The following is a 25729-nucleotide window of genomic DNA, read 5'->3' on the forward strand; positions in this document are numbered from 1 at the left end:
TGAGTGCGGTATAGAACGGCCTCAAGCGACCGCCACTCGCTCGATGTTGCTACTCACCTCGAACTGCCCCACCAGCTTCTGCAGTTTATTGGCATTGAGCCTGACTGTTTCGGCACTGTTTTGCAGCACCACTACGGTCTGGCGCATTTCCGTGGAGCAGTGATCGACCTTCTTGATCGTCTTGCCGCAGTCGAGGCTGCGCTTGTTGAGCTGCTGAATGATCGCGAACATGCTTTCTACCGCTTGATGCAACTGCACGTTCTCCGAGGATGCATCTTCGGCCAGGCGCAGGCTGTTATCGACGTCCTTGACGCCCTCCTCCATGAAACTGACGGCCTTTTGCGTTTCGTTCTGCAAGCCCTCGACCATCTGCCGAATGTCGTCGGCAGCGCGTGATGTGCGTGAGGCGAGACTGCGTACCTCGTCGGCGACCACCGCAAAGCCTCGCCCATGTTCACCCGCACGGGCGGCCTCGATGGCCGCATTGAGCGCCAGCAGATTGGTCTGGTTGGTGATGTCACTGATCAGGCCGGTGATCTTGCCGATCTGCGTCATCCTGCTGTCGAGCAACTGCACGCTCGAAGAAGAACGCTCGACCACATCCCGAATGGACTGCGTTCCTTCCTGCACGGCGAGAAATTGCTCGCGAGCACGGGTGACCACTTCATCCATCGCCTGCTTCATTTGTTCCGCGCTGGCAGAGGCCTGCTGGATCTCGCCCAGTTGGTCTTCAACGATAATCATCATGCCATGCACCGCTTCGGCCACCTCGGTGGAAGTGATACTGGCCTCCTGGCTGCGGCCCAGCATCATTTGATTGGTGGTGCCGACGTTGCTGCTGGCCTTCACCACTTGCCCTACCACCGAGTCCAGATGGTCGATGAAACTGTTGATCCAGCGCCCCATGTCGCCGGTCTCATCGTTGGCCATGTGCTTGATGTCCAGGCGCTGACGCAGGTTGCCCTCGCCTTCGGCGATGGTCCTGATCACACCCGTCATCTCGTTCAACCTTGCCGCGAGACGTTTGGGCCCGAGCCGGCTGAACAGGAGCGTGGCGCATAACATGCTCACAACCTCGACGGTATCGATCACGCCCTGGGCCAGGCCGCTGTAATGCTGGACCATGTAGTTGCAGGCAAACAGTCCGCTCATGGTTGCGATGTAAGGCTTCATCAAGCCATGGCTGAGCGAGCGCCGGCGGTAGACTTCCTCCAGATCGGCCTCACACATCATGCCCCAGCGGTCCGGTGAACCTGGCAACTGGAAGGTAACGCCCTTGCCCACCACTGGAATGTGCCGGTAGTCCGAGTAACCGGGATACGTCACGAACAGGTTGGAGCCGGCGCGAATGGTCTCGCGTACGCCCGGGTGCAGTTGTTGCGTCGCCGGGTCGGTGAAGCGCAGCTCCAGTTCGGTATGGCGCTGGATCTGCACGGTCTTCCAGGGCGTGTGTACGCCACTTTTCAGATTTTCACCATGGGTGAACGTGCCGTCCTCGAAACGTGAGCGCGACAATGCGGTTCCGGGCTCGATGGCGGGATCAAAACGCGATTGCGCCATGAACAGATAGTTGTCGCCCGACTCGGCAAAAATGTGCCCGGCCTCACGCTGGATGAGATCGCCCAACACATCGTTGGGCACGCGACCGCAGAGGCAACCCAGGATTTTTCCATCGACCCGCAAGGGCTGATAGAACATCAGCGTGACTTCATCAAAGAAGCGCGAAGATGAGGGGCCGATCTGCAAGGTCAGTGGATCGCTGTAAGGGCCATGGAGAAACGGCGCCTTCAGTCCTTCTGCCAAAGCGCGGGTTTGCTCGAGCCGGGTGTTGCCGCGGCGACTCCAGGTCGAAACGATGACACTGCCGCTGGGGTCAACGACAAACAACTCCGAAAAGTCTTCTGCCTGGCTGAGCTTGTCCATCAATGAAGTGCTGTCGAGGTTGGCGAAATCACGACCCAGGTTTTCCGCCAGTTCCGCCAGGTGTTCCCACTGCTCGCGCGTCCAGTTCTGCAGCAACTGCGCCCGGGTTTCAGCGATGGCTTCGAAGGTTTGTTCAATCACCGGATAAGCCGACTGATTGAGCCAGCACGACCAGCCCATCATGATTTTTCCAGTTTTGCCGAACCAGGGTAGCCAGCGTTTCTCGCTGGCGGACAACGGCATGAAATTACTTGATAGCGACATCCACTTCATCCACTGCGACATTCAGGTGGCAATTTGATAGCAAATACCAAGCCAGCTCGGGATGGCGCTGAGCCAAAGGACTCTCAGCGATCAAAACCGCGGCTAGACCTGCGCCACGACAAGGGGAAACGCCCCATTTTGTGCATTCGACAAGCGCCTATCTTTTCCGGCCAAAAAAAGTGGAACCGGGCAAGTATTTTGTAGGAATCATCTCTCGCAATAAATGGAAAACGAACTGAAAAGTTAGGAACAAGCCTACTTAACAGCTCCTCAACTACCGTGGATGATAACCCCGTCTTATGGAACATGATGAGTGGTGATATAAATGAATAAAAATTTTGTTGTCATTGGTGGCGAGCCCACTGAAGAAATGAAGTGCATGACGCCAATTGATGAGTATATATGCTCATTAACAGATAGCGTGAACCCAACGATTCTTTATATCCCTACAGCCAATGGCGATGATCCAATTAAAATCATCGAATTCATTGGCAAATATGAAATCGCAGGTTTCACTGTCACCCAGTTGACATTTTTCACACCGCCTTCCCCACGTACAGAAGATATTTCCTCGCTGATTGACCAAGCTGACATCATCTATGTCGCTGGCGGCAATACGCGTGCGATGTTGGCTATTTGGCGCGAATTTGGCGTAACCAGTTTTTTGAAGGAGGCATGGGCAAAGGGCAAAGTCTTGTGTGGGGTCAGTGCCGGAGCTATTTGCTGGTTCGACTATGGCCACTCTGATTCAGGGGGAGTTTTCGCCTTGATCAGCGGCATGGGTTTACTCCCCGGAGCGCTGTGCCCTCACTTCAATTCAGAAGCAGGACGAGAGACATCCTTTGTTAAATTTATCTGCGATAAGGGTATTCACCCCGCCTACGCGGTAGACGACGGCATTGCACTGCATTTTAAGGATGGTCAATACCATAAGACGATTCATAACGACGTGCTATGTAGCGGTTACGAAGTCAATGCGGTGTCTCCACATGTAAAGTCATTGTGATCCGGAATGGGAACACGTTAAATGTTGAGATGATTAGCTTTGTTAAAGACTTGCCAAAAATCCTGCAGACTATGCAGGCAGGCACGCTTGAAAGAGCCATAAAAAGCTGTCGGACAATACCGAAACAGTTACTACACTTGACAACTTCAAACAAGCATTCAACGTAAGGACAAACTTACATTCGTACTCGCCCCCTTCATCGACGACGAGAAAGTTGAGAAAGCCATCAGCGAGCTTTGGTGTAACAGTTCGATGCATTCCACTCGCTCAACCCAAGGTTGCAGCTGCCTGCTTATTTTCGGGTCAGTCCACCAAATCCTTGGCACTGTATGCGAAGTCATATTGATCCTTGATCACCAACAGCCCGGTTACCAGGGCAATGCTGTTCACTTAATCTTGAGGTTGTATATAAGAACTGGATTGGGGGGATATCCATTGCTGCGGTAACGGCCACTTAGGGTTTCGCCCTTACGGCCATCCCTTTCAAGGTCTTTTGACTTTTGCGGCCTTGAGCACCCGATCCGTCGACACATGGGCATGCACTGCCTTACCTTCAAGCCACTCCTTGGGCTTGGGCACCTTGGGCCCGCGTGTGCTTTTGGCGACCTGTTTGGGCTTGATATTCCTGGCCAGCGCCAACAGGCGCTGTGCCGTAGTTTCTGAGCTCGATTGAAGTGATAAGTAATCTGCAGGCAACGCGATCTGCATGCCCTCATAACCGCTACGCACTTGCACGGTCAGGTGGAAGATCGAAGCCTCCCATCCCTCTGGCTGCGTTTGGCGATGAGCCTGCTCAACGCTGCGCTTAAGCACTGACAACACGTTGTAGGCCAACACCGCCGAAGCAAACCCGAGCAGGGCCGCCTTGGGGTTGCCCAAGGTTCCGAGTTCACTGTCCAGCACCGACTCCAGGCGCTGGAACATCCCTTCGATACTCCAGCGACGACGGTACAAATCGGCGATTTGCTCAGCGCTGATGGTCTCGGGCAAGTTGCTCCAGAACAACAACGTGGTGTCGCCTGATTCGGTAGCTTTTTGCAGATTCAGCTCGACACGCCGCCACTGACGTCCACCTTTCACTTCGATGATTTGCTCACGCACGCTTCCGGTCGCGACCGCGACAGGTTCCTGCCAGTCGCCTTCCTGAAACAGGCGCGGATGTTTACTCGGCTCACGAACAATGAAGGCAGCCCCGGCGTCTTCACAGGCCTCCATGACCGGGAGCGTGCAGTAGAGTCGATCGGCCATCCACAACTGGCCGGCACGGGCGTTTTCCAGCAACGGCAGCACACCGACACGCTCACTGGCATAAGCATCTTCACAGGGCTGGAGGTCGACGACCTGGTCCAGATCAGGGTCGTAAACCACGACCGAAAAACCAGGCCGCGCGGCACCTCGTTCACGGCGCAAAGCATCCAGACGTTTTTCACTGGCAGGCAGGTGGTTACCGTCAACGACCCGCAGTTGCCAGCCGGGCAAAATGGCAGAACAGCCCAACTCCTCAATCGTCGGCGTCAGGCGCTGCGCACTGCCGCTCACCAAGGCGCGCAGCAGCGCGGGCTCTGTGCGGCTGACCTTGTCGTAAAGCGCCGCCAAGCTGACGGGCAGATCATCCATCTGCCGTGCGGCGGCATGCAGCGAAGGGCGCAACCCCAGTGAAACAAGGGACATCAGCTCAACGATGGTCGAAAACAAAAGCTCGCGCGGGTACTGCCGTTGACGGTGTTCTTCGAACACCTGATCGACCCACTCAGCTGGAATGGCCTGCTCCAACACCAATTTGGCCATGACACTGGCCGGTGTTTTTTTCTCGAACCGCGCTAAAACCTCTGCCCACATCGTCTCGTCTTCCTGACCGGAGTTTTTGGAGGATTTTAACAAAGACCTTGAAAGGGGTGGCCCTTACGGCGAGTCCCTTTTTCAAACGCCGGAGTGCCGGCCCAGCAAAAAGGAACCAAAAGGCTTTGCCCCACCACTCGGTGCCTCGCTTAGGCTCGGCATGCCCTCACTCCGGCATTGCTCCGTGGGTCGCCGCGATGGGCCATCCCTGGCCCAGCGCGGCTAAACCGGCGTCCTGCCGGTTTACCCACTGCGCAATGCCTGCGTTCGGCCATCGTGGTTTAACGGGGCGCCCAAATCTAAAGCCAAAGCGAGGCGGCCTGACAGCCGACCTGACTTTTACGGCTGTACCTGACCCTCTGTGGGAGCGAGCCTGCTCGCGATGGACGTCAACGATTGCGCGCCCTGTCTGGATGATCGCGTTGTCTGGGCGTTTTTCGCGAGCAGGCTCGCTCCCACAGAGGGTCAGGTACAGCTGCAAAACCAGGTCGGCTGTCAGGCCGCCTCGCGTTGCTTTGGCTTTTGATTTTCTTGCCCCATCGAGAGGCCGAGTGGAGGTTCTGCGCAGTGGGTAAACCGGCATGGATGCCGGGTTAGCCGCGCTGGGCCAAGGATGGCCCATCGCGGCGGGCCCACGGAGCAGGACCGGAGCGAGGGCATGCCGAGCCTTAGCGAGGCACCGAACGTCAGGGGCAAGAGCCCTTGGTTACTTGGGGCTTTTCCAAGTGACTCGCTGTAAGAGCGAAACCGCCAGTGGCCGTTACCGCAGTAACGGATATTCACCCAAGCTAAATAGCAACACCAGCAAGTACAAAAAAATACAGCGGATTGAAGCCGGCTAGAATGAATCCACACACCACCAGATAGTTGGCGATCAACTGCAACGCGACCGCGCAGCCAACTCACCGATGTGGAATTGTGGTGATCCCATCGAGCAGCCCGAAAAAACTCAGGGCTTGTCTGCAGTTGTCATCAAATGAAAAGAAAGTGTCGTCAATTGCGGGTCGGCGATCACTGAATGCGCGTAGAACACGTCGCGTGTTGTTCTGAATTACATGCTCAAGACCATAATAATAATCCGTATAGGGATCGCATTTTATGCGTGTGAATTTGCCCGTAACCGACCATGAAAGATTGTTTCCCGCCGAACAACGTCTGATCTCCACAACCGATCTTGATAGTCGAATCACTTACTGCAATGACGCCTTTGTTGCCATCAGCGGTTTCACCTACGACGAACTGGTCGGTCAGACTCATAACCTGGTTCGACACCCCGATATGCCGCCTGGGGTATTCGTGCATATGTGGCACACCATCAAGCAAGGCAAGCCCTGGATGGGCATTGTGAAAAATCGCGCGAAGAATGGTGATTTCTATTGGGTCAGTGCCTACGTCACGCCCATCTATGAAAACGGCCGCATGAGTGGCTACGAGTCGGTTCGTTCGGTGCCCAGCCGCGACCAGGTCCGTCGGGCAGCCGCGCTCTATGCAAGGATGCGGGCCGGCAAGCCGATCGTTGCGCTGAGTGCGCGGATTTTCCGGCCACTGCAACAGGGTTGGCCATTACTGGCGGCAGGTGCGGTTTCACTGCTGGCTGATCAATGGCTGGCAAAAGCGGCGGCCCAGGGGGTCCTGATGGTGAGCCTGGGTATTGCCTGGTACCTGATCGTGTCCCGACAACGCAGCGCCATAAAGCGCACTCTGGACGAGCATCCGAAAGCGTTTACCGACCGCTTGGTAGCACTTACCTATAGCGACAATCATGGTCCTCAGGGTCAACTGGACATGGCCATGCTCAGTGAGGAAGCCCGCTTGCAGACCGCCTTGAGCCGGCTCGTGGATGCAGGAGTCAGTGTAAAGGCCAAGGCGGCGCAGTCATCCGAACTGTCCGGATTGCAAGCGCAGTCGCTTGATCGCCAGCGCAGCGAAACGGATCAGTCCGCCGCCGCCATCTCGCAAATGGCGGCAACCAACCAGCAAGTGACGCAAAACGTCATCAGTACAGCGCATGCCGCCTCCGAGGCTGACCAGTTGACGCGGGACGGCAGCGAGTTGGCCCGGCAAAGTCTGCGCGCCATGGAGGCCATGAACGCGGCGGTCAACGAAATCGGCCAGGCGGTCAACGCGTTGGCGAGCGAGATGCAATCGATCGGCAGTGTCGTGGATGTCATCACTTCAATTGCCGAACAGACCAACCTGCTGGCGCTCAATGCGGCGATCGAGGCGGCCCGGGCCGGTGAGCAAGGTCGCGGTTTTGCCGTGGTTGCCGACGAGGTGCGATCCCTTGCCCAGCGCACCCGCACATCCACCGAACAGATACACGGCATCATTGCTTCCCTGCACATGGGTGCCGATCGCGCAGTCTCAACGGCGACCCGGGGTGAGCAGATTTCCCGCGAGAGCATGCAGCGTGTCGAGGCGGTGCAGGCTGCCCTGATTGGTATCAGCCAGGCCGTCAGCCGGATCACCGATATGAGCCAGCAGATGGCGTCGGCGTCGGAAGAGCAAAGTCACGTGACTGAAGATATCAATCAACAGATCACGCGTATTGCTCAATTGTGCGATCACAGTGCCGGACAGGCCAAGCAAGGCGCCGCCATCAGCCAGGACCTTGAAGAGATGGCCGAGTATTTGCACAGCCTGGCGGAGCGCTTTAACCGATAACCCTTAGCTCAGCGACGGGCTGGCTCAGACCGTCGCTAGGGCCAGGTCTTGCGAAACAGGATTGACTCCGGCTACGCGAATCCAAGGAACGACAGGACCACCACGACGATCACAATCAGCCCGACGATGTAAATAATGTTGTTCATCAGTCCACCTCTCAATCTGAACAGGATTGCGAAACAAGGGTGCGACAACGCCCAGCTCATGCACCATTGCTTGTCACACCATTCGACAACGCACAGGGCGCATTGTCCCAATCAGGCGCACAGCACCTGTCCTATGCTTCTATCCAGCCAACCACTCCGGACACCGACATGCCCGCCGACGAAACCACCCTCCTGCAAAGCTGGCACCACAATGCCCGGGCCTGGATCGAAGCCGTGCGCAGCGGCGCCATTGAAAGCCGCCTCAAGGTCACGGACCAGGCAATCCTGCTGGCGATACTGGGCCGCCAGCCCGAGCGCGTGCTCGACCTCGGCTGTGGCGAAGGCTGGCTGTTGCGGGCACTGGCGGAACGTGGCATCGAGGCCGTCGGTGTGGATGGCGACGCGACGCTGGTCGAGGCGGCGCGGGCGGCGGGCGCCTCAAAGGTGTACCTGGCCAGTTATGAACAGCTGGTGGAGGCGAACGTGCAGATCGGCAGCGACTACAACCTGATCTGTGCCAACTTCGCCTTGCTGCACCAGGACATCATCCCTTTGCTCGCGGCCATGAACGCCCTGCTCGCCCCCGGCGGCGCGCTGGTGATCCAGACGCTGCATCCGTGGACCGTGGCCGCGGGCGACTATCAGGACGGCTGGCGGGAAGAGACCTTCGGCGGATTCGCGGGGCAGTGGCAACCCATGCCGTGGTACCTGCGAACCTTGTCCAGTTGGTTCAATGCGCTGGACATGGCCGGCTTTCGGCTGGCCGGCCTACAGGAGCCACAGCACCCGCAAAGCCCCGTGCCGCAGTCGTTGCTGTTGGTGGCCGAGCGGCGGGATGCTTCGATATAGAGCATTTCGTCCAGATTGATCGTGTGGCTGAGCCAAGCCCGCTCAGCCTACGCAATAGATGACGGGATTGGGTGTATATCCATTGCTGCGGTAACGGCCACCTATGGTTTCGCCCCTACAGGGCCCGCCGCGATGGGCCATCCTTGGCCCAGCGCGGCTAAACCGGCATCCATGCCGGGTTGCCCACTGCGCAGAACCGGAACGAAGCCTCTCGAGGGGCAAGAAAATCAAAAGCCAAAGCGAGGCGGCCTTAAAGTCGACTTGATTGCAGGTTTGTCCGCGATCCAACTGTGGGAGCGAGCCTGCTCGCGAAAAACGTCCGGCAAACGCGATCCTTCAGGCAGGGCGCGTTATCGTTGGCGTCCATCGCGAGCAAGCTCGCTCCCACAGGGGATCAGGTACAGCCGTAAAAATCAGGTCGGCTGTCAGGCCGCCTCGCTTTGGCTTTAGATCTGGGCGCCCCGTTAAACCACGATGGCCGAACGTAGGCATTGCGCAGTGGGGAAACCGGCAGGACGCCGGTTTAGCCGCGCTGGGCCAGGGATGGCCCATCGCGGCGACCCACGGAGCAATGCCGGAGTGAGGGCATGCCGAGCCTAGGCAAGGCACCGAGTGGTGGGGGCAAGAGCCTTTTGCTTACTTTTCGCTGGGCCGGCATTCCGGCGTTTGGAAAAGTGAGTCGCCGTAAGGGCGAAACCATAAGTCGCCGTTACCGCAGCAATGGATATCCCCCCAATCCAGTTCTGATATACAACCCCATGCTTAAGTGAACAACATTGCCCTCTAACCGCCCTTGGCGGTCTATCCGAAATATGGCAGCGCCATGAAAGGTGCGATCCGGGATTCGTCGAGCCAGGTACCCATCCCAGTTTGGTTTTTTCTTCATAGAGGCTATTGGCTTCCATGGATGAGCTACCATAGCTAAACCGTTTTTTTATTCAGGAGAAGATTATGCATCGATTGGTTAAGCCGTCGGATTATGTTCTTCAGACTGCAATGGACAAAATGGTCTACATTCTTCCCTGGGAGCGACGACAATGTCCCGGAAACCCTACGGATGAGCCCGAGCAAGGCGCCCTGCTCTATAACCAATACATCCTGAATTTCATCCATGGCGTGGCACCGCGGACACCCAGTGAACGAATCATCGAAATTGCCCAATGGTGCCTGGCGTTAGCCGGAGAACCTGCCAGGGCGTTGGCCGATGATTTGTCTGCGGCCTACCTCTGCCGATACAGCTTTGTGCTTGCCGACATTTCAAAATACGATGATGAATCGAAAGAGTTACGGGGGCACTTGGCGCTCTGGCCTGACGAAATCAAAAAAATGCCAGCGAATCTGGTGATGGCTTTGCGAGCAAGAGCTGCAGGGCTTTTGTTGCGCTGACGCCTTGGGGATAGCCAAATAATGGGGGCAGGGCTACAAATAAGTCGGGTGTTGACCTGCTCACCCCTCATTGGTCTTGGTTTGTCAGTCTTCGTGAAGTGGTCAGGCTGGGAGATTAGGGATAGTCTCTGAGCGAAATCATTTCGAACATCCGAGCCATGACCCGCGCAGAGTTTTCGCTAGACGTTGAAGCCATCCGCACCATCGATGCTGTTCCGGTCATCCTGAGCATGGTCAAGCATCTCACGGGGATGCGATTTGCCGCTGTAGCGAGAGTCACCGAAAGAAGCTGGGTGGCCTGCGCCGTCGATGATTCAATCGATTTCGGTTTGAAGCCCGGTGGCGAGCTGGTCCTCGAATCGACCATCTGCCACGAAATCCGGCAACACAGGAAGCCTGTCATCTTCGGCCACGCCAGTGCCCATCCGGTTTTTTCCTTGCATCACACCCCCAGGACCTATGGATTGGAGAGCTATATCTCCATCCCGATCATCAGGGCCAATGGCGATTTTTTCGGCACGCTATGTGCCATCGATTCCGTACCGGCGAATCTCGATGAGCCCGCTATCGCCAAGACACTCACCCTCTTCGCCCAACTGATTGCGATGAGTCTCGACGCCCACAGCAATCTGCAGGCGACGCAAGCCGCGCTGGTCAACGCCAATGAACACGCAAGGCTTCGCGAACAGTTCATCGCCGTCCTGGGACATGACCTGCGCACACCCCTGAGCGCCATCCGGATGAGCGCTGATCTGCTGGAAATCAAGACAACGGAAAAACGATCACTGAATCTGATTGCTGCGATCCGCAATAGCTCGACCCGGATGGGCGTCCTGATTGAAAACGTGCTGGATTTTGCGCGGGGAAGGATGGGTGGCGGGATTCCAGTCAAGCGACAGCTGGTCGATGACCTGGGGCGCACGCTCAGACTGACGCTGGATGAAATACAGGCCTCACACCCCGAAGCGAAATTTACCCATGAGCTGGATGTTCCGAGCGGCGTCTATTGCGACTCGCTGCGGATCAGCCAGTTGCTTTCAAACCTCTTGGGGAATGCAGTGACGCATGGCTCAACAGCGCAACCTATCAGTGTGCAGGCCTACTCCGAGGGTAATGAGATTGTTATATCGGTGAGCAATCAGGGCGCGCCCATTCCATCTCATTTGATGCCATTGCTTTTCGAGCCTTTTACCCGGTCAGAAGCTGGCCAGCGCGGCGAAGGCCTCGGATTGGGACTTTACATCGCCTCTCAGATCGCCACCGCGCACAACGGTAGCTTGAGCGTTACCTCGACGCTGGAAGCAGGAACTTGTTTCGTTGCGAGATTCCCGGCTGACTTCAAATGGATAAGTTGAAGTTTTTGCCAGGAGCTTATTCTGCAGCATGGACAATCAATCCCGAGCAGCACGTACCTTCCCGCTAAAGACGCTAAAGCCGTAGGTGTTGTAGATGAGCGTCACCGGTATCAGCACGGCGAAACCGATCAACATGAACATCTGACTGGTCGGACTGGAAGCAGCAGCTTGTAACGTCAGCTGCGGCGGGACAATCAGTGGATAAAGCGCTGCGATCATCAATGCGAAGGACAGGACAAAGATACCCAATGCGGCGAACAAGGGTAGATATTCCCGGTGGCTTCGAAATCCCGAAATGAAGCCGACCAGCAATGCGAAAAGCAGTATTGAAGCAGGCAACCAGACAAGAGGATCTGCAAGCCGCTGCGCATATCGAGTGTCCAGTGTCACTGTCCAGGTCACCAACACGGCCAATAGCACCAGCGTCATGAATGCCAGCGCCCTCGCCTGACGCGCTGCTCGCCGCTGGAGTTCTTCTTCAGTGCGCCAATACAGCCAGCAGGCACCCAGCCACGTGTAGCCAACTACCAGCACGGCGCCGCAATACAACGGAAACATGCCCAGCCACTCCCAGCCGTCACCGCTGTACTGCCTGCCATCATTGGGGATGCCTTGTACCAGCGTACCCAACACGATGCCCTGACAGGCGCCCGTGAGCAGTGAACCGCCCAGCAACAAGCCGTCGACCGCGCGCTTGATTCGGTCATTGGGCGAGTAGTCACGAAATTCCAGGGCCAGCGCTCGAAGAATCAACGCCAGGAACATCAGGATAAATGGCAGATAAAGTGCCGGAAGCAAGATCGCGTAGGCCAGCGGAAACAAGGCCAGCAAACCGCCGCCACCCAGTACGAGCCAGGTTTCATTGGCATCCCAGATCGGCAAGATGGTCACGGCCATGGTACGACGTTGCTGACTGCAACGGGTCAGGCCCATCAATACGCCAACGCCAAGATCAGTGCCGTCCAGTAGCACGTAATTCAACACCGAAAAGCCCAGGGCTGCGGCAGAAAGCACTGTAAGCCAGTCATTGTCCAACATGGTTTGATGCCCTCAGGGTTCACCCGTCTCGTCGGCCAACGTCGGTTGCGGCCCGGGTTCGCCCGCGTGAGGCGGCTCACGCAACAATCGCAGCAGCACCCACAGACCCACACCGAAGATCACCAGGTAAAACGCCAGGATTGTCCATGTCGCCCCTACCACCTGTTGTCGAGACACCGACGACAGGCTGTCAGCCGTGCGCAGCAATCCATAGACGGTGAAGGGTTGGCGACCGACCTCGGTCACTACCCAGCCACTGAGCATCGCAAGAAAGCCCGCCGGCGCCATCAACACGCCGAATCGGAGCATCCAGCGCGTTGCGTACAATCGTTGGCGCCATCGCAGTACCAGACTGATCATGCCCTGCCCCAACATCAGAAGGCCCAGGCCGACCATCAAACGAAAAGCAAAGAACACCGCTGGCACAGGGGGGATGTCCTGAGGTGGGAATTCGTCCAGGGCGGCAATCGTGCTACTCAGGTCATGCTTGAGGTACAACGAACCTATGCGTGGAATTGCCACTTCCCAATGGTTTTTTCGCTCAGTCATGTCTGGCAGGGCGAACAAGCGTAACGGCTCCCCTGCCCCTTGCGCCGGGCGAGTCCAGGAGCCTTCGATGGCGGCGACCTTCTGTGGCTGTACTTTGAGACTGTGCAGACCATGCAGATCTCCCACCACGATTTGCACAGGGGTGAGCACCACTATCGCCCACAGCGACATGGAGTAGACAAGCCGTGCCCGCGGGTTTTCAGGCGCACGCAACAGCTGCCAGGCGCTGACACCGGCCAGCAGCGTAGCGGTGCCGAGGAACGTGGCCAATGTCATGTGCGCAAGCCGATAAGGAAAGGAAGGATTGAAGATGATTGCCCACCAATCCTCGGCGATGAAGCGACCATCGATGCCAATGGCGTAACCGGCGGGTGTCTGCATCCAGGAATTGGCCGACAGGATCCAGAAAGCGCTCATGAGCGATCCGGTTGCTACGGCGCAAGTGGCAAAAAAATGCAGGCGCGGGCCGACCTTTTTCAAGCCGAACAGCATGATGCCAAGGAAGCCTGCCTCAAGAAAAAAGGCCGCGAGCACTTCGTAGAACATCAATGGACCGAGGATATCTCCCGCCTGGATCGACAACCGCGACCAGTTGAGCCCGAACTGGTACTCCAGAATCAGACCCGAGGCGGTGCCCACCGCCACGGTGAGCGCGAACACTTTTAGCCAATACCGGTAGACGTCCAGGTAGATCTTTTGCCCGCGCCACAGCCAAAGCGCTTCAAGCGCCATCAGGAAGTTGGCCAGGCCAATCGTCAGTGCGGCAAGAACTATATGAAAGCTGATGGTGATCGCAAACTGGGCGCGTGCAGCCATCAGCGCCGAATCAACCGCGTCCATGAGGACCACTCACCGTTAACCAACGCGGATAACCGAAGTTGCTGGAGGAAATAGGCATGACCCCGGTCCGATGCAGTATTTGTCGGTTGACTGTTTCCAGTGCCAATGATTCCGCAAGAAGACCGCTAGTCACGTCCTCCGCCATATCTCTGAACTAACCTCCTTCCTTGCTCCTCTCCCACTTACCATCAAGCTAATGAGAGGGGCAGCACGTCATGAGAGCACTCACCTATCACGGCGCGCATAGCGTAAAAGTCGACACAGTCCCCGATCCGGTCATTGAGGATAGCGACGACATCATTCTTCGGGTCACGGCCACTGCAATTTGTGGTTCGGACCTGCACCTGTATCGCGGGAAAATTCCGACCGTCGAGCACGGCGATATCTTCGGCCATGAGTTTATGGGAATCGTTGAAGAAGCGGGCTCGGCTGTCACTGCCGTGCAACCAGGCGACCGCGTGGTCATCCCTTTCGTTATCGCTTGCGGCAGCTGCTTTTTCTGCCTGATGGATTTGTTCGCCGCGTGTGAAACCACCAACACGGGTCGTGGAGCGATTTTGAACAAGAAAGCCATTCCATCGGGTGCCGCACTTTTTGGTTTCAGCCACATGTATGGCGGTATACCTGGCGGCCAGGCAGAGTACGTACGTGTTCCAAAAGCCAACACCGGGCCGTTCAAGGTGCCGGGCACCCTGTCAGACGAGAAGGTTCTGTTCCTCTCGGACATTTTGCCTACCGCCTTCCAGGCCGTGACCAACACCGGCATCGGCAACGGGTCAAGCATCGCCATCTATGGCGCTGGCCCTGTCGGGCTGTTGAGTGCGGCGTGCGCCAGGATGCTCGGTGCCGAGCAGGTTTTCATGGTCGATCACCACCCCTACCGCCTGGCTTACGCCCAGAAAACCTATGGCGTGATACCGATCAATTTCGATGAAGATGAGGATCCCGCAGACACGATCATTCGCCAGACCAAAGGCATGCGTGGTGTGGATGGCGTGGTGGACGCGGTGGGTTTTGAAGCCAAAGGCAGCACTACAGAGACATTGCTCGCCACGCTCAAGCTCGAAGGCAGCAGCGGCAAGGCATTACGTCAATGCATTGCGGCGGTCAGACGTGGTGGGGTCGTGAGCGTGCCGGGTGTGTATTCCGGATTCATTCATGGCTTCCTGTTCGGCGACGCCTTCGATAAAGGGCTGACCTTCAAGATGGGACAGACCCATGTGCAGCGTTATCTGCCAGAGCTTCTCGAACATATAGAGATGGGTCGCATGTCCCCCGAGGTCATCATCAGCCATCGAATGTCGCTGGAGCAGGCCGCTGAGGGATACAGGATTTTTGACAAGAAGGAAGACGATTGCAGGAAGGTCATCCTGACACCCGACGATAACCGGATTGCGTTGCCTGAGAGCGACGACGCCGCCATAGTCCTTGCCACTTGAAGTACTCTCCAGGAAAAAGGACGAGATGGATCTCGTCCTCTTCCACTCATTTTTGGCAGGCCTGAGAATCGCGGAGGATTACCGTAATGCTGCTCACTTAAGAATGGGCACTGGATAGGGGCGCATATCCATTACTGCGGTAACGGCCACTTAGGGTTTCGCCCTTACGGCGACTCACTTTTCCAAACGCCGGAATGCCGGCCCAGCGAAAAGTAAGCAAAAGGCTTTGCCCCACCACTCGGTGCCTCGCTTAGGCTCGGCATGCCCTCTCTCCGGCATTGCTCCGTGGGTCGCCGCGATGGGCCATCCTTGGCCCAGCGCGGCTAAACCGGCGTCCTGCCGGTTTACCCACTGCGCAATGCCTGCGTTCGGCCATCGTGGTTTAACGGGGCGCCCAAATCCAAAGCCAAAGCGAGGCGGCCTGACAGCCGACCTGATTGCAGGTCTGTCCGCGATCCCATTGTGGGAGCGAGCCTGCTCGCGATGGACGTCCAGACAACGCGATCCTCAAGACAGGGCGCGTTATCGTTGACGACCATCGCGAGCAGGCTCGCTCCCACAGGGATCAGGTACAGCCGTAAAAGTCAGGTCGGCTGTCAGGCCGCCTCGCATTGCTTTGGCTTTTGATTTTCTTGCCCCCTCGAGAGGCCGAGTGGAGGTTCTGCGCAGTGGGCAACCCGGCATGGATGCCGGGTTAGCCGCGCCGGGCCAAGGATGGCCCATCGCGGCGGGCCCTGTAGGAGCGAGCATGCTCCGGGCGGCGTTCCGACGAAAAACCTGAGAGCACCACGGGGAGTCAGGCGCCCCGCGTCATCGTTGACCTCCATCGCGAGCAGGCTCGCTCCTACAGGCCGGGCGGCGTTCCGTTTTTCCAAGTGACTCGCCGTAAGGGCGAAACCCTAAGTGGCCGTTACCGCAGCAACGGATATACACCCAATCCAAATATGCACCTGCAGCCCCCCAACCTAAAGTGATCAGCATTAGGGGATTACCGAGATTTTTCCATTGCGCTCAAGGATCGCAAATCGGAGTGCGCAGTTTTGTCGGTCATGTTTTCCGGCCGTGCACGACTCCGCCGTTGTGACCAGCAATGATTGCTCGCGCAGATATTGAACAGTGTCGTCGGCAATAGGCATGGCGCCTCCCAGGAACGCTTTGCGTCGCTCTAACGTTTGCTCATGACTCACACACCGCTCGTTGCAGGTCATCGCTTATGCAGGGATCTTGCGACGTTTCCATCAGCAACTGATCCACTACGTGCGACAGAGCGGCGTGAACATCCCCTGTGTTGCGCAGAACCCGCTCGAAGGCGCTTCGCTGTCGATCTGCACTGGTACCGTTGCGCAGAATTCGGCGGGCCTGAGAAAAGACGTCTTCCACTCGCAATTTGCGCGCCGCATCGCCAAGGATCTGCTGCGCCAGGAAAAGCCACTGCTCAGCGGAGAAAGGTCGGTCGTACCCTTCAACGATGAATGAGGCATGTATTCCACCCCGTTTCGCTCGCCAACGATTTTCCTTGAGGATCCAGCGAGACTCTTGCGAATAGGCCAATCCAGGTCGAGGTTGATCAATAGCGTGGGCAACCAGCAGTCGAAAAAACGATGCGATGCACAAGGCATCTTCCAGGCGTGGGCAGGCATCCGTCATGCGCAATTCCAGGGTCGGATACCGGGAAGCGGGGCGTAATCCCCACCAGCAGTCGCTGGCCTGCCTAATGGTGCCGGTACGCATCAGCAATGCGACGTAGGCGTCATAGGCAGGCTCATCCTGAAGGAACTCCGGAATGCCCATCCTCGGCCACTCGTCACAGGCCGTTTGCCGGTAGCTCATGAAGCCGCTGTCGGCGCCGTCCCAAAATGGCGAAGAGCTGCTCAGTGCGAGCAACAAAGGCGTCCACGGCAAGACTTCGTTCATCACCTGGACGCGGTCAAGGTGACTCGGAACTTCAACGTGTACGTGCAGGCCGGAGAGCAAGCTACGCCGAGCTACACTTTTGTAGTCTTCAAACAGTTGAAGAAAATGATCCTGCCCGGTGGCCTGTTGCATGCGCCAGTCAGCCAAAGGATGGCTTCCCGCACTGAGCAATCCCAGGCCATAAGGTTCCAGAGTACGACGCAGCCCTTTGCGCGCCGTCGCAAGGTAGTCCTGTGCTTGCGGCATGCAGGTGAAGATGGGTGAAGCCACTTCGATCTGGCCCTGGAACATCTCATACGCGAAACAATCGCCCAGCACCTCCTTGCACGCTTCAATCGAAGCGCTGGGCGGCTGCTCGGACATACGTCGAGTGTCCAGATCGGTGATGAAGTATTCCTCTTCAATTCCGAACCTCAGCTGTCTGTTCATCGATGCGCCCTCGGCTTGCACACTGCCCCTGGAGTTGCCCTCTCCTTCAACGCCCCTCACTCGGACCACTCAGTGATAATCCTCTCCCGCAACGGCGCGCAGATAAGCCTGATCCGCCTTTACGCGTAGATCTCGCCACTCCTGCCAGCTGACAAAACGCTGGCGATCCATCTCATCCGATTGTCGTAGCAGTTCTTCATGATAAGCATCGGGAGATTCCATGCGCAGCGCGATGTCATCGAGTGCTCGATGCCAGGCATCCAGTGCACACAATCTTCGTTCCTGGGCCGGCGTCAGCTGGTTTCTGAAGGAGTTCATGGCAGTGGAATCCCAGAGTTATTTCTGAATGGATCAACAGGGTTCGAGGTAGGTTCATGGGTGCCGACAAGAGGTGCTTCCCCAGCGCTGCCCACCCGCAGGAGACTCGTTCAGCCCAACGCTGTATCAAGAAACATCATGACGCCAAAACCCAGCATCAGCCCCAGTGTCGCGGGGGTTTGGTGCCCATTACGATGTGTCTCGGGGATGACTTCATGGGAGACGACAAAGATCATCGCCCCCGCGGCAAGACCTAACGCAACCGGGTAGCCCAAGGCAAAACTTGCGGAAATACCGAGGCCGACGACAGCCCCTAAAGGCTCCATCAGACCTGATCCAACGGCAACCAACGCTGCACGCAGTGCCGAAATACCGGTCACCCGCAGCGCCAATGCAACGGCAAGTCCCTCCGGGATATCCTGGATGGCAATCGCCGTTGTCAGCGGCAATCCCACCTTCATATCGCCATTGGCGAAGCTGACGCCGATGGCCATGCCCTCAGGCAAGTTGTGCAGGGTAATGGCCAGGACGAACAGCCAGACTCGATTGAAGCGCTGGGCCTCAGGCCCTTTGCGCCCACTCTGCAGATGCTCATGGGGTACGAACCGTTCCAGACCGATCATCAGCGCCACCCCCAATCCCAACCCCGACACCACCACGCACGCCGCCAACAGCTTGTTCTCGCAAATGGACTGGGCCGCTTCGATACCTGGCAGGATGAGCGAGAAGGAACTGGCAGCGAGCATCATGCCGGCGGCAAACCCAAGCATGGTGTCCTGGTTGCGTGCGGTGATGTCGCGCAAGGCCACTGCTACGACGGCACCGAGCGCAGTTGCGCCAAAGCCGCAGAGGCCGCCCAGAAATGCATAATGCAGGTTGAGCCGGTTTGCCCCGGTGAAAGCGCTGTACCCGCTGACTAGCAGCAGGACAGTGACCCCGACCAGGGTCGACCAAAAAAAGATGCTCATCCACCCGCCACTTTTTCCCGGGTCGAACCACGATGCTCTGGCAGGCGCGGACGGTTCGGACATGAGACCTCCTGTTTCCCGTTGCAATGAAAGCACCGCACGCCAGAGCGGCGTGCGGTGACCTCCATCAGGCTTCTTCACGTCCCTGGACACCCGCGCCCAGATCCGCACCCGTTATTGGATTGCTTTCGGGGTCAGACATCGTGCGGGCTTTGAGGTCCATCAGCAGTGAGTCTTCCTCAGCACTCAGCTCCACACTGGCTGTGCCGTCACCGCCATCGACTGCCGGCTGTGGATCTTCCACGTAATCCCAATCGTCACCCTGGTTCCACGGCCCTCGCGTGCTGCCTTCGCCCTGGGACAAGTTAAAGTACGCATTGGTAAACTCGGGCATGCCGGGCAGCTTGCCTTGCGGGAAGTTCGGCTGGATCGAGTGCAAGGCTTTTTCGAACGACAGTTGATGCGCGATTTCACGGGTCATCAGAAACCCCAGGGCCTCTTTCACACCGGGATCATCAGTGACGTTCATCAAACGTTCGTAGACAATCTTGGCGCGGGCCTCGGCAGCAATGTTGGAGCGCATATCCGCCGTGGGCTCACCGATGGTATCGACGTAGGCTGCCGACCATGGCACACCGGCGGAGTTGGTCAGGGGAGCACCGGCCCCATACAGCAGACAGGTGATGTGCGAGTCGTTACCGGCGCCGTTGATTGCGCGATACAGTTCGCCCTCCTCTTCCACGCCTTCTGCCAGGCGGCCCTTGGCACCCTTGTTGAGCATCACAATGATTGAACCGACGATCTCGAGGTGACTGAGCTCTTCGGTGGCAATGTCCATCAGCAGATCCTTTCTGCCTGGATCATCTTCAGCCAACGCCTGGGTGAAGTATCTGGACGCGGCGGCCAATTCCCCCTGTGCTCCGCCGAATTGCTCAAGTAAAAGGTTCGCCAAACCGGGATTGGGTTGGGCAACGCGCACCGTGTATTGAAGTCGTTTGTTATGCAGGAACATGACGAATCTCCTCAGGCCTGAAAGGCGTCGATACCCATTCGGTAATTGACCGAGTGCGGCGCCCACAGACATCTGAAGGTGATGCCCCTGGAAAAATTTTATATAGATTAATTGCTCGCGACGGGCGGCGTTTCGCGGAACCCATTACCCTGTTTTCTCGCCAGTCGTCGGTCACTGTTCAATCGATTAAAACTTTTCTTTGTTGCGCGATCTCAACCGTTGTCGCGGCAATGGGCAGGTTAAAAACTCAAGTAAAAAAAGGCTCTTCACGGAATCCCGGGAAACATAGACAACGCAATACCTGTAGGAGCCGGCCTGCTGCGGGCGGCGTTCCGACGATGGACTCAAGTGCGCCGCATTTAACCAGTTTCTCCCGCTTTATCGTTGACGACCATCGTCGGAACGCCGCCCGGAGCCGGCTCGCTCCTACAGGGGATCACGGACCAGCCTGCAATCAGGTCGGCGTACATATCCATTGCTGCGGTAACGACCACTTATGGTTTCGCCCTTACGGCGAGTCCCTTTTTCAAACGCCAAGAAGGAACCAAAAGGCTTTGCCCCACCACTCGGTGCCTCGCCTAGGCTCGGCATGCCCTCTCTCCGGCATTGCTCCGTGGGTCGCCGCGCTGGGCCATCCTTGGCCCAGCGCGGCTAAACCGGCATCCATGCCGGTTTACCCACTGCGCAATGCCTGCGTTCGGCCATCGTGGTTAACGGGGCGCCCAAATCTAAAGCCAAAGCGAGGCGGCCTGACAGCCGACCTGATTTTTGCAGATACCCCCAATCCCCTGTGGGAGCGAGCCTGCTCGCGATGGTCGTCAACGATAACGCGCCCTGTCTGGATGAACGCGTTGTCTGGACGTTCATCGCGAGCAGGCTCGCTCCCACAATTGTATCGCGGACAGACCTGCAGTCAGGTCGGCTGTCAGGCCGCCTTGCTTTGGCTTTGGCTTTTGATTTTCTTGCCACCTCGAGAGGCCGAGTGGAGGTTCTGCGCAGTGGGTAACCCGGCATGGATGCCGGGTTAGCCGCGCTGGGCCATGGATGGCCCAGCGCGGCGGGCCCACGGAGCAGGACCGGAGCGAGGGCATGCCGAGCATTAGCGAGGCACCGAACGCCAGGGGCAAGAGCCCTTGGTTACTTGGGGCTTTTCCAAGTGACTCGCCGTAAGGGCGAAACCATAGGTGGCCGTTACCGCAGGAATGGATATGTACTCGGTCAACAACATCCAAGTCGGCTGTCAGGACGCCATCGCCAGCAAGCCGGCTCCTACAAGTATCGCGTTATCTGTTTTCCCCAGGATTCCGTGAAGAACCAAAAAAAAGGGAGGCCGGCGTTCGACCTCCCGTCTTTCACACGATGCCTTACGACGTACCCAATCCACGAGAAAGATCGGATGCTTGACTGGATACCTCTGGACGATCCCCTTGTGGCTTCTCCACCTCCGTGTGCTCAGTGGTTTTAGTCACCGTATCGCGCACCGCTTCGAACCCCTCCCGCGCTTGCTGTTTTACCTTGTCGGCCAAGCCAGCGCTGGTCTTGCCCATGTAGCGCTGTTCGGTCGCTGTCGAGGGTAATGCCGCCCCCAGCATGGCGCCCAATGCAACGCCGGCAGCAGCAACCATCAGCGGCTGCTCCTTCAGCAATTGGCTCAATTGATTGCCCATCACCTGCGTGCTGCGTACCAGGCGATCGCTGGCGTCATGCATTGCATGGCTGATGTTTTCGCTGGCAGCGCCCAGGTTGTCACCCAGGTTCGACGCTTTGCCTTTCACACTCTGGTAGCCCTCCTTCAGGGTATCCGCCGTCTGGTGTAAATGCTCGCGCGCGCTGTCGAGGCCATCCGCCAGGCCATCGGTCCACTCCCCTACTTTGTTCTGCTGCGGGCCCGCTCGATAAACGGGACGAGGGCTCGGCGGACGGTTCTGGCTCATCATCAGCCACAACAGACCCACCGACGTCACCACCGCAGGAACGGGATTGTTGCGAACGCTCGTGCCAAGGTTGCTCAGGAACGTGGTGCCGTTGCTCTGCATGAAAGACAACGCCTGGTCGAAGACCTGTCCTGGGGTGAATTTGCTTTCCAGCGCGTCGACGATATTGCCAATGCTTGCACGCTGCGCATCGATTTCACGCTCGATGGCCTCGGGGCTTTTCTGCGACTCGATTTCGAATTCACTGTTCATGAGACTTTCCTCCGCAGCGCTTCCTGGTCTTTATTCAAGGCGTCCAGCGTGCGATCAGGCTTGAAGTGGGACGGCTCGAATTGTTTTTTTCCGGACTGCAGCATGGCGAACCCTATGATCATCACCACGACACCGACAATCAGCGCTGCCAACCACGGAGCCATGACCATGCTCAAGCCGTAGACGACGGACATCAACAGGATGATGAACCCCGCCAGCAGCACAATCGCACCACCGGCGACGCCGGCAATGCCTGCCTTGAGTGTTGTGAGGCTCTCCTGCAGCTCAGCCTTGGCCAATGCGAGTTCCTTGGTGAACAGCGCGGGCACTTCGCGCGATAACTGACGTAGGAGCCCGACGACTGACGCATCGGGTTCAGGCGTGGGCACCGGTCTTACACCCGGCAGATCTGGATTTTCTCTGTTCATCACAGCGCTCCTTTGTAGGATGTGGTACCAGGTGTCGAATTCGTCGCGAAGTCTGATGGATGATCCTGTTCATCCGACGAAGCCGGCGTGATGCCGGTGGCCAGGCCAGGGCCTTGATCGGTGCGAGATGGCACGGAGGTATCAAAGGGTCGTTGAGCACCAAAACCGCCTGATGGCGGCGTTGAATGGCCTGCTGCCGGATCGCCGGCATCGGTGAATGTTGCGGCAGGCGCGGCACCGGCCTTGAGAAAGCGCGACAGGCCGAAGCCCAGCGCAATGCTGCCCGCAATGAACAATGCCGGATTATTGCGCGCCAGCTCAGCTGCGTCGTGAAGCAGCTGCTCCGCACTTTTCCCGCGCAAATTCCCCGCCAGCCCGCTCATGGACTCCGCCATGTCTGAGAGGTAGTCGGACATGCCCAGCGTGTCCTTGTCTTCCAGTTCTGAAACGAAAGATTTTGCCCCTTGGGCCAGTGCCTCGATTTGTTCTGCTGCCGTGTCACGGTATTGGCCAAACTGCTCATCCGCCTGCTGTCTTGCGTCGCCAAGCGCCTCTGTCACGTTTTCCTTGAGGTGTTCAAAGTTCGGCCCTGGCCCTGCGGAGTTGGGCTTATCGGGCTGGCTGCCGGTCGTGCTGTCTGTAGTATTCATGTCATCCCTCGCCTTCTGAGTGAAGAAAAGCGTTATCAGGGTTCGCCACGAAATACCCGCAGCCCCCCTCATTGCAGATGACGGAGCAGTGTCACGGGGAGTTCCAATGGAATGATGAGTGATGCGTTCATCACATGAGGGCAGCAAATATCCGGAACTGTCAGGCGCCGTGAGCTTCTATCGATAGACCGCGTGGGTCATCCATCCCAGAACTAACTCCGGAGCGCTTGTTCATGACGGATCAACCAGTGAGCGACAGTGCGTCAAGCCAAGAACGACCAGCCAGCCGCGTCAGTGAGGGCCTGCCCTATCCATTAGGTGCGACCTGGGACGGTTCGGGCGTCAACTTCGCGATTTTTTCCGCGAATGCCACGAAAGTAGAACTGTGTCTGTTCGACGCCGATGGCCAGGAAGAAATCGAACGCATCGCCCTGCCGGAATTCACCAACGAAATCTGGCATGGATACCTTCCCGACGCCCGGCCGGGAACACTGTACGGCTATCGGGTGCATGGCCCGTATGATCCGGCAAACGGTCATCGCTTCAATCACAACAAATTGCTGATCGACCCTTACGCCAAGCAGATCTCGGGCGAATTGCAATGGGACGATGCGCTGTTCGGCTACACCGTCGGGCATGAAGACGGCGACTTGTCGTTTGATGAACGTGACAGCGCACCTTTCATGCCTCGCTGCAGGGTCATCGACCCGGCATTCACTTGGGGCAACACCGCAAAGCCCAACGTACCCTGGGAAAATACGGTGTTCTACGAAACCCATGTGCGCGGCTTCAGCAAGCGCCATCCTTCGGTGCCAGAGCCGGAACGTGGCACCTTCGCCGCCTTCCATCAGAACGATGTGGTGGAATACATCCGCTCACTCGGCGTGACATCCGTGGAACTGATGCCGGTGCACTACTTCCTTGATGACAACCACCTCCTGGAAAAAGGACTGCGCAATTACTGGGGCTACAACACCCTGGGCTTTTTTGCCCCGCATGCGCGCTACATGGCGGGACAGTCCATCGGCGAGTTCAAGATCATGGTCTCGCGCTTTCATAAAGCAGGGTTGGAGGTGATCCTCGATGTGGTCTACAACCACACTGCCGAAGGCAATGAGATGGGGCCAACCCTGTCGCTCAAAGGTATCGACAACGCCAGTTACTATCGACTGATGCCCGACGACGCGCGCTATTACATCAACGACACCGGTACGGGTAACACACTCAACATGAGCCACCCTTGCGTATTGCAGATGGTGACTGATTCCTTGAGGTACTGGTGTTCGGAGATGGGCGTGGACGGATTCAGGTTCGACTTGGCGACGATCCTTGGTCGCGAGCCTGAAGGATTCAGTGAGGGCGGTGGCTTTCTCGATGCCTGTCGCCAGGATCCGGTTCTGGCCAAGGCCAAGCTGGTGGCCGAGCCTTGGGACTGCGGCCCTGGCGGTTATCAAGTGGGTAACTTTCCACCAGGGTGGATGGAGTGGAACGACAAGTTCAGGGACATCTCCCGTGCCTTCTGGAAAGGCGACGATGAAATGCTGGGCGACTTCGCGAAGATTTTTCTCGGGTCGGGCGAGCAGTTCAATCGACGTGGCCGCAAGCCTGCTTCCTCGGTCAATTTCATCACCGCGCACGACGGGTTTACGCTCAATGACCTCGTCTCCTACAACGACAAGCACAACGAGGCCAACGGCGAAGACAACCGCGATGGCCACTCCGATAACAGGTCGTGGAACTGCGGTGTCGAGGGGCCTGCCGAAGACCCTGCCATCATCGACCTGCGCTATCGGCAAATGCGCAATCTTCTCGCCACGCTGTTCCTTTCACAAGGTACGCCCATGCTCCTGGCGGGTGACGAGTTTGCCCGTACCCAGGGTGGAAACAACAATGCCTACTGTCAGGACAGCGAGATCGGCTGGATAGATTGGAATGTCAGTGAAAAAAGTAGCGAGCTACAGGAGTTTGTCCGATACCTCATCGAGTTGCGCAATCGCCACCCATTGCTGCGCCGCAATCGCTTCTTCACTGGCGAATATGACGAAAGCCTGGGCGTCAAGGATGTGAGCTGGCTGCAGCCTGGTGGCGATGAAATGGGTGTGGAGCAGTGGCATGACGGCAGTAACCGTTGCATGGGAATATTGCTCGATGGACGCACGCAGACCAGCGGCATTCGCCGCGAAGGCGTCGATCGTTCACTGCTGATCATCGTCAACGCACATCACGACGTGGTGAATTTCACGCTGCCGGAAGTACCACAGGGCCAACAGTGGATTCTTCAGCTGGACACCAACCAGACGGAGCCCGATCCCGGCGAATCATTTTCCTTTGGCGATGAGTATCAGGTAACCGGACGTTCGATGCTGATGTTCGAACTGAAAAAACCTTCGACGAAAAAACGCAAGGCCAGCTAACGACGTAGACCTGTAGGCGCGAGCCTGCTCGCGAAAAACTTCAGAACACCGAGGTCATTCAGGCACCCCGCGTCATCGTTGACGACCATCGCGAGCAGGCTCGCTCCCACAA

General features: G+C 57.5%; 18 protein-coding genes and 1 pseudogene. 8 read left to right on the forward strand and 11 right to left on the reverse strand.

Going from position 1 to position 25729, the window contains the following annotated elements; all coding sequences use genetic code 11:
• Positions 1–21: 21 nt before the first annotated feature.
• Positions 22–2208: a methyl-accepting chemotaxis protein gene (locus ACA054_RS15840; protein WP_497690218.1), complete on the reverse strand. Its 2187-nt coding sequence runs from the start codon at positions 2206–2208 to the stop codon at positions 22–24.
• Positions 2209–2512: 304 nt separating this feature from the next.
• On the opposite strand from ACA054_RS15840, the gene ACA054_RS15845 reads away from it, so the two are divergent.
• On the forward strand, positions 2513–3193 hold the full coding sequence (locus tag ACA054_RS15845; protein ID WP_497690219.1) for a Type 1 glutamine amidotransferase-like domain-containing protein: 681 nt from the start codon (positions 2513–2515) through the stop codon (positions 3191–3193).
• A 483-nt stretch (positions 3194–3676) separates the two neighbouring features.
• Here ACA054_RS15845 and ACA054_RS15850 read toward each other — a convergent pair whose 3' ends face one another.
• Positions 3677–4981 carry an IS4 family transposase gene (locus ACA054_RS15850; protein WP_497690236.1) on the reverse strand — a complete coding sequence of 435 codons (1305 nt, stop codon included), beginning with the start codon at positions 4979–4981 and terminating at the stop codon, positions 3677–3679.
• Between the two features lie 1149 nt (positions 4982–6130).
• Between ACA054_RS15850 and ACA054_RS15855 the strand changes: the two are divergent.
• The 5 genes and pseudogenes from ACA054_RS15855 to ACA054_RS15875 form a co-directional block, all read left to right on the forward strand.
• A pseudogene (locus tag ACA054_RS15855) lies at positions 6131–6442 on the forward strand (PAS domain-containing protein); the annotation flags it as partial.
• A gap of 225 nt (positions 6443–6667) precedes the next feature.
• Positions 6668–7696, forward strand: a complete 1029-nt coding sequence (locus tag ACA054_RS15860; RefSeq protein ID WP_497690316.1) for a methyl-accepting chemotaxis protein — start codon at positions 6668–6670, stop codon at positions 7694–7696.
• Between the two features lie 314 nt (positions 7697–8010).
• Positions 8011–8691 (forward strand): class I SAM-dependent methyltransferase, encoded by a 681-nt coding sequence (locus ACA054_RS15865; protein ID WP_497685075.1) that lies wholly within the window; start codon positions 8011–8013, stop codon positions 8689–8691.
• 951 nt (positions 8692–9642) lie between these two features.
• Positions 9643–10077, forward strand: coding sequence for a hypothetical protein (locus tag ACA054_RS15870; protein ID WP_497685076.1), 435 nt, complete (start codon positions 9643–9645; stop codon positions 10075–10077).
• A 158-nt stretch (positions 10078–10235) separates the two neighbouring features.
• Positions 10236–11432 (forward strand): GAF domain-containing sensor histidine kinase, encoded by a 1197-nt coding sequence (locus tag ACA054_RS15875; RefSeq protein WP_497685077.1) that lies wholly within the window; start codon positions 10236–10238, stop codon positions 11430–11432.
• A 36-nt stretch (positions 11433–11468) separates the two neighbouring features.
• Here ACA054_RS15875 and cydB read toward each other — a convergent pair whose 3' ends face one another.
• Both cydB and ACA054_RS15885 read right to left on the reverse strand, forming a co-directional pair.
• Positions 11469–12470 (reverse strand): cytochrome d ubiquinol oxidase subunit II, encoded by a 1002-nt coding sequence (gene cydB, locus ACA054_RS15880; protein ID WP_497685078.1) that lies wholly within the window; start codon positions 12468–12470, stop codon positions 11469–11471.
• A 12-nt stretch (positions 12471–12482) separates the two neighbouring features.
• On the reverse strand, positions 12483–13859 hold the full coding sequence (locus ACA054_RS15885) for a cytochrome ubiquinol oxidase subunit I (RefSeq protein ID WP_497685079.1): 1377 nt from the start codon (positions 13857–13859) through the stop codon (positions 12483–12485).
• A gap of 215 nt (positions 13860–14074) precedes the next feature.
• Between ACA054_RS15885 and ACA054_RS15890 the strand changes: the two genes are divergently transcribed.
• Positions 14075–15298: a zinc-dependent alcohol dehydrogenase gene (locus ACA054_RS15890; RefSeq protein ID WP_497685080.1), complete on the forward strand. Its 1224-nt coding sequence runs from the start codon at positions 14075–14077 to the stop codon at positions 15296–15298.
• Between the two features lie 1176 nt (positions 15299–16474).
• Here the strand turns inward: ACA054_RS15890 and ACA054_RS15895 are convergent.
• The 7 genes from ACA054_RS15895 to ACA054_RS15925 all read right to left on the reverse strand — a co-directional run bounded on the left by ACA054_RS15895 (position 16475) and on the right by ACA054_RS15925 (position 23203).
• Positions 16475–17641: a carboxylate-amine ligase gene (locus ACA054_RS15895; protein ID WP_497690317.1), complete on the reverse strand. Its 1167-nt coding sequence runs from the start codon at positions 17639–17641 to the stop codon at positions 16475–16477.
• A gap of 69 nt (positions 17642–17710) precedes the next feature.
• On the reverse strand, positions 17711–17959 hold the full coding sequence (locus tag ACA054_RS15900; RefSeq protein ID WP_497685081.1) for a hypothetical protein: 249 nt from the start codon (positions 17957–17959) through the stop codon (positions 17711–17713).
• A gap of 110 nt (positions 17960–18069) precedes the next feature.
• Positions 18070–18927, reverse strand: coding sequence for a ZIP family metal transporter (locus ACA054_RS15905; protein ID WP_497690318.1), 858 nt, complete (start codon positions 18925–18927; stop codon positions 18070–18072).
• A gap of 127 nt (positions 18928–19054) precedes the next feature.
• Positions 19055–19939: a manganese catalase family protein gene (locus tag ACA054_RS15910; RefSeq protein ID WP_497685082.1), complete on the reverse strand. Its 885-nt coding sequence runs from the start codon at positions 19937–19939 to the stop codon at positions 19055–19057.
• Positions 19940–21303: 1364 nt separating this feature from the next.
• Entirely contained in the window at positions 21304–22125 is an 822-nt protein-coding gene (locus tag ACA054_RS15915) for a DUF3618 domain-containing protein (RefSeq protein ID WP_497685083.1), read from the reverse strand.
• Positions 22122–22553 (reverse strand): phage holin family protein, encoded by a 432-nt coding sequence (locus ACA054_RS15920; RefSeq protein ID WP_497685084.1) that lies wholly within the window; start codon positions 22551–22553, stop codon positions 22122–22124. Before ACA054_RS15920 ends, ACA054_RS15915 begins: the two co-directional genes overlap by 4 nt.
• A complete protein-coding gene (locus ACA054_RS15925; protein ID WP_497685085.1) occupies positions 22553–23203 on the reverse strand; it encodes a hypothetical protein in 651 nt (216 codons plus the stop codon). The genes ACA054_RS15920 and ACA054_RS15925 overlap by 1 nt, the downstream gene beginning before the upstream one ends.
• A 233-nt stretch (positions 23204–23436) precedes the next feature.
• Here ACA054_RS15925 and glgX point away from each other — a divergent pair, with 233 nt between their 5' ends.
• Positions 23437–25617, forward strand: coding sequence for a glycogen debranching protein GlgX (glgX, locus tag ACA054_RS15930; protein ID WP_497685086.1), 2181 nt, complete (start codon positions 23437–23439; stop codon positions 25615–25617).
• The last annotated feature ends 112 nt before the right edge of the window (positions 25618–25729 follow it).

Source organism: Pseudomonas sp. LBUM1653, from assembly GCF_059716115.1.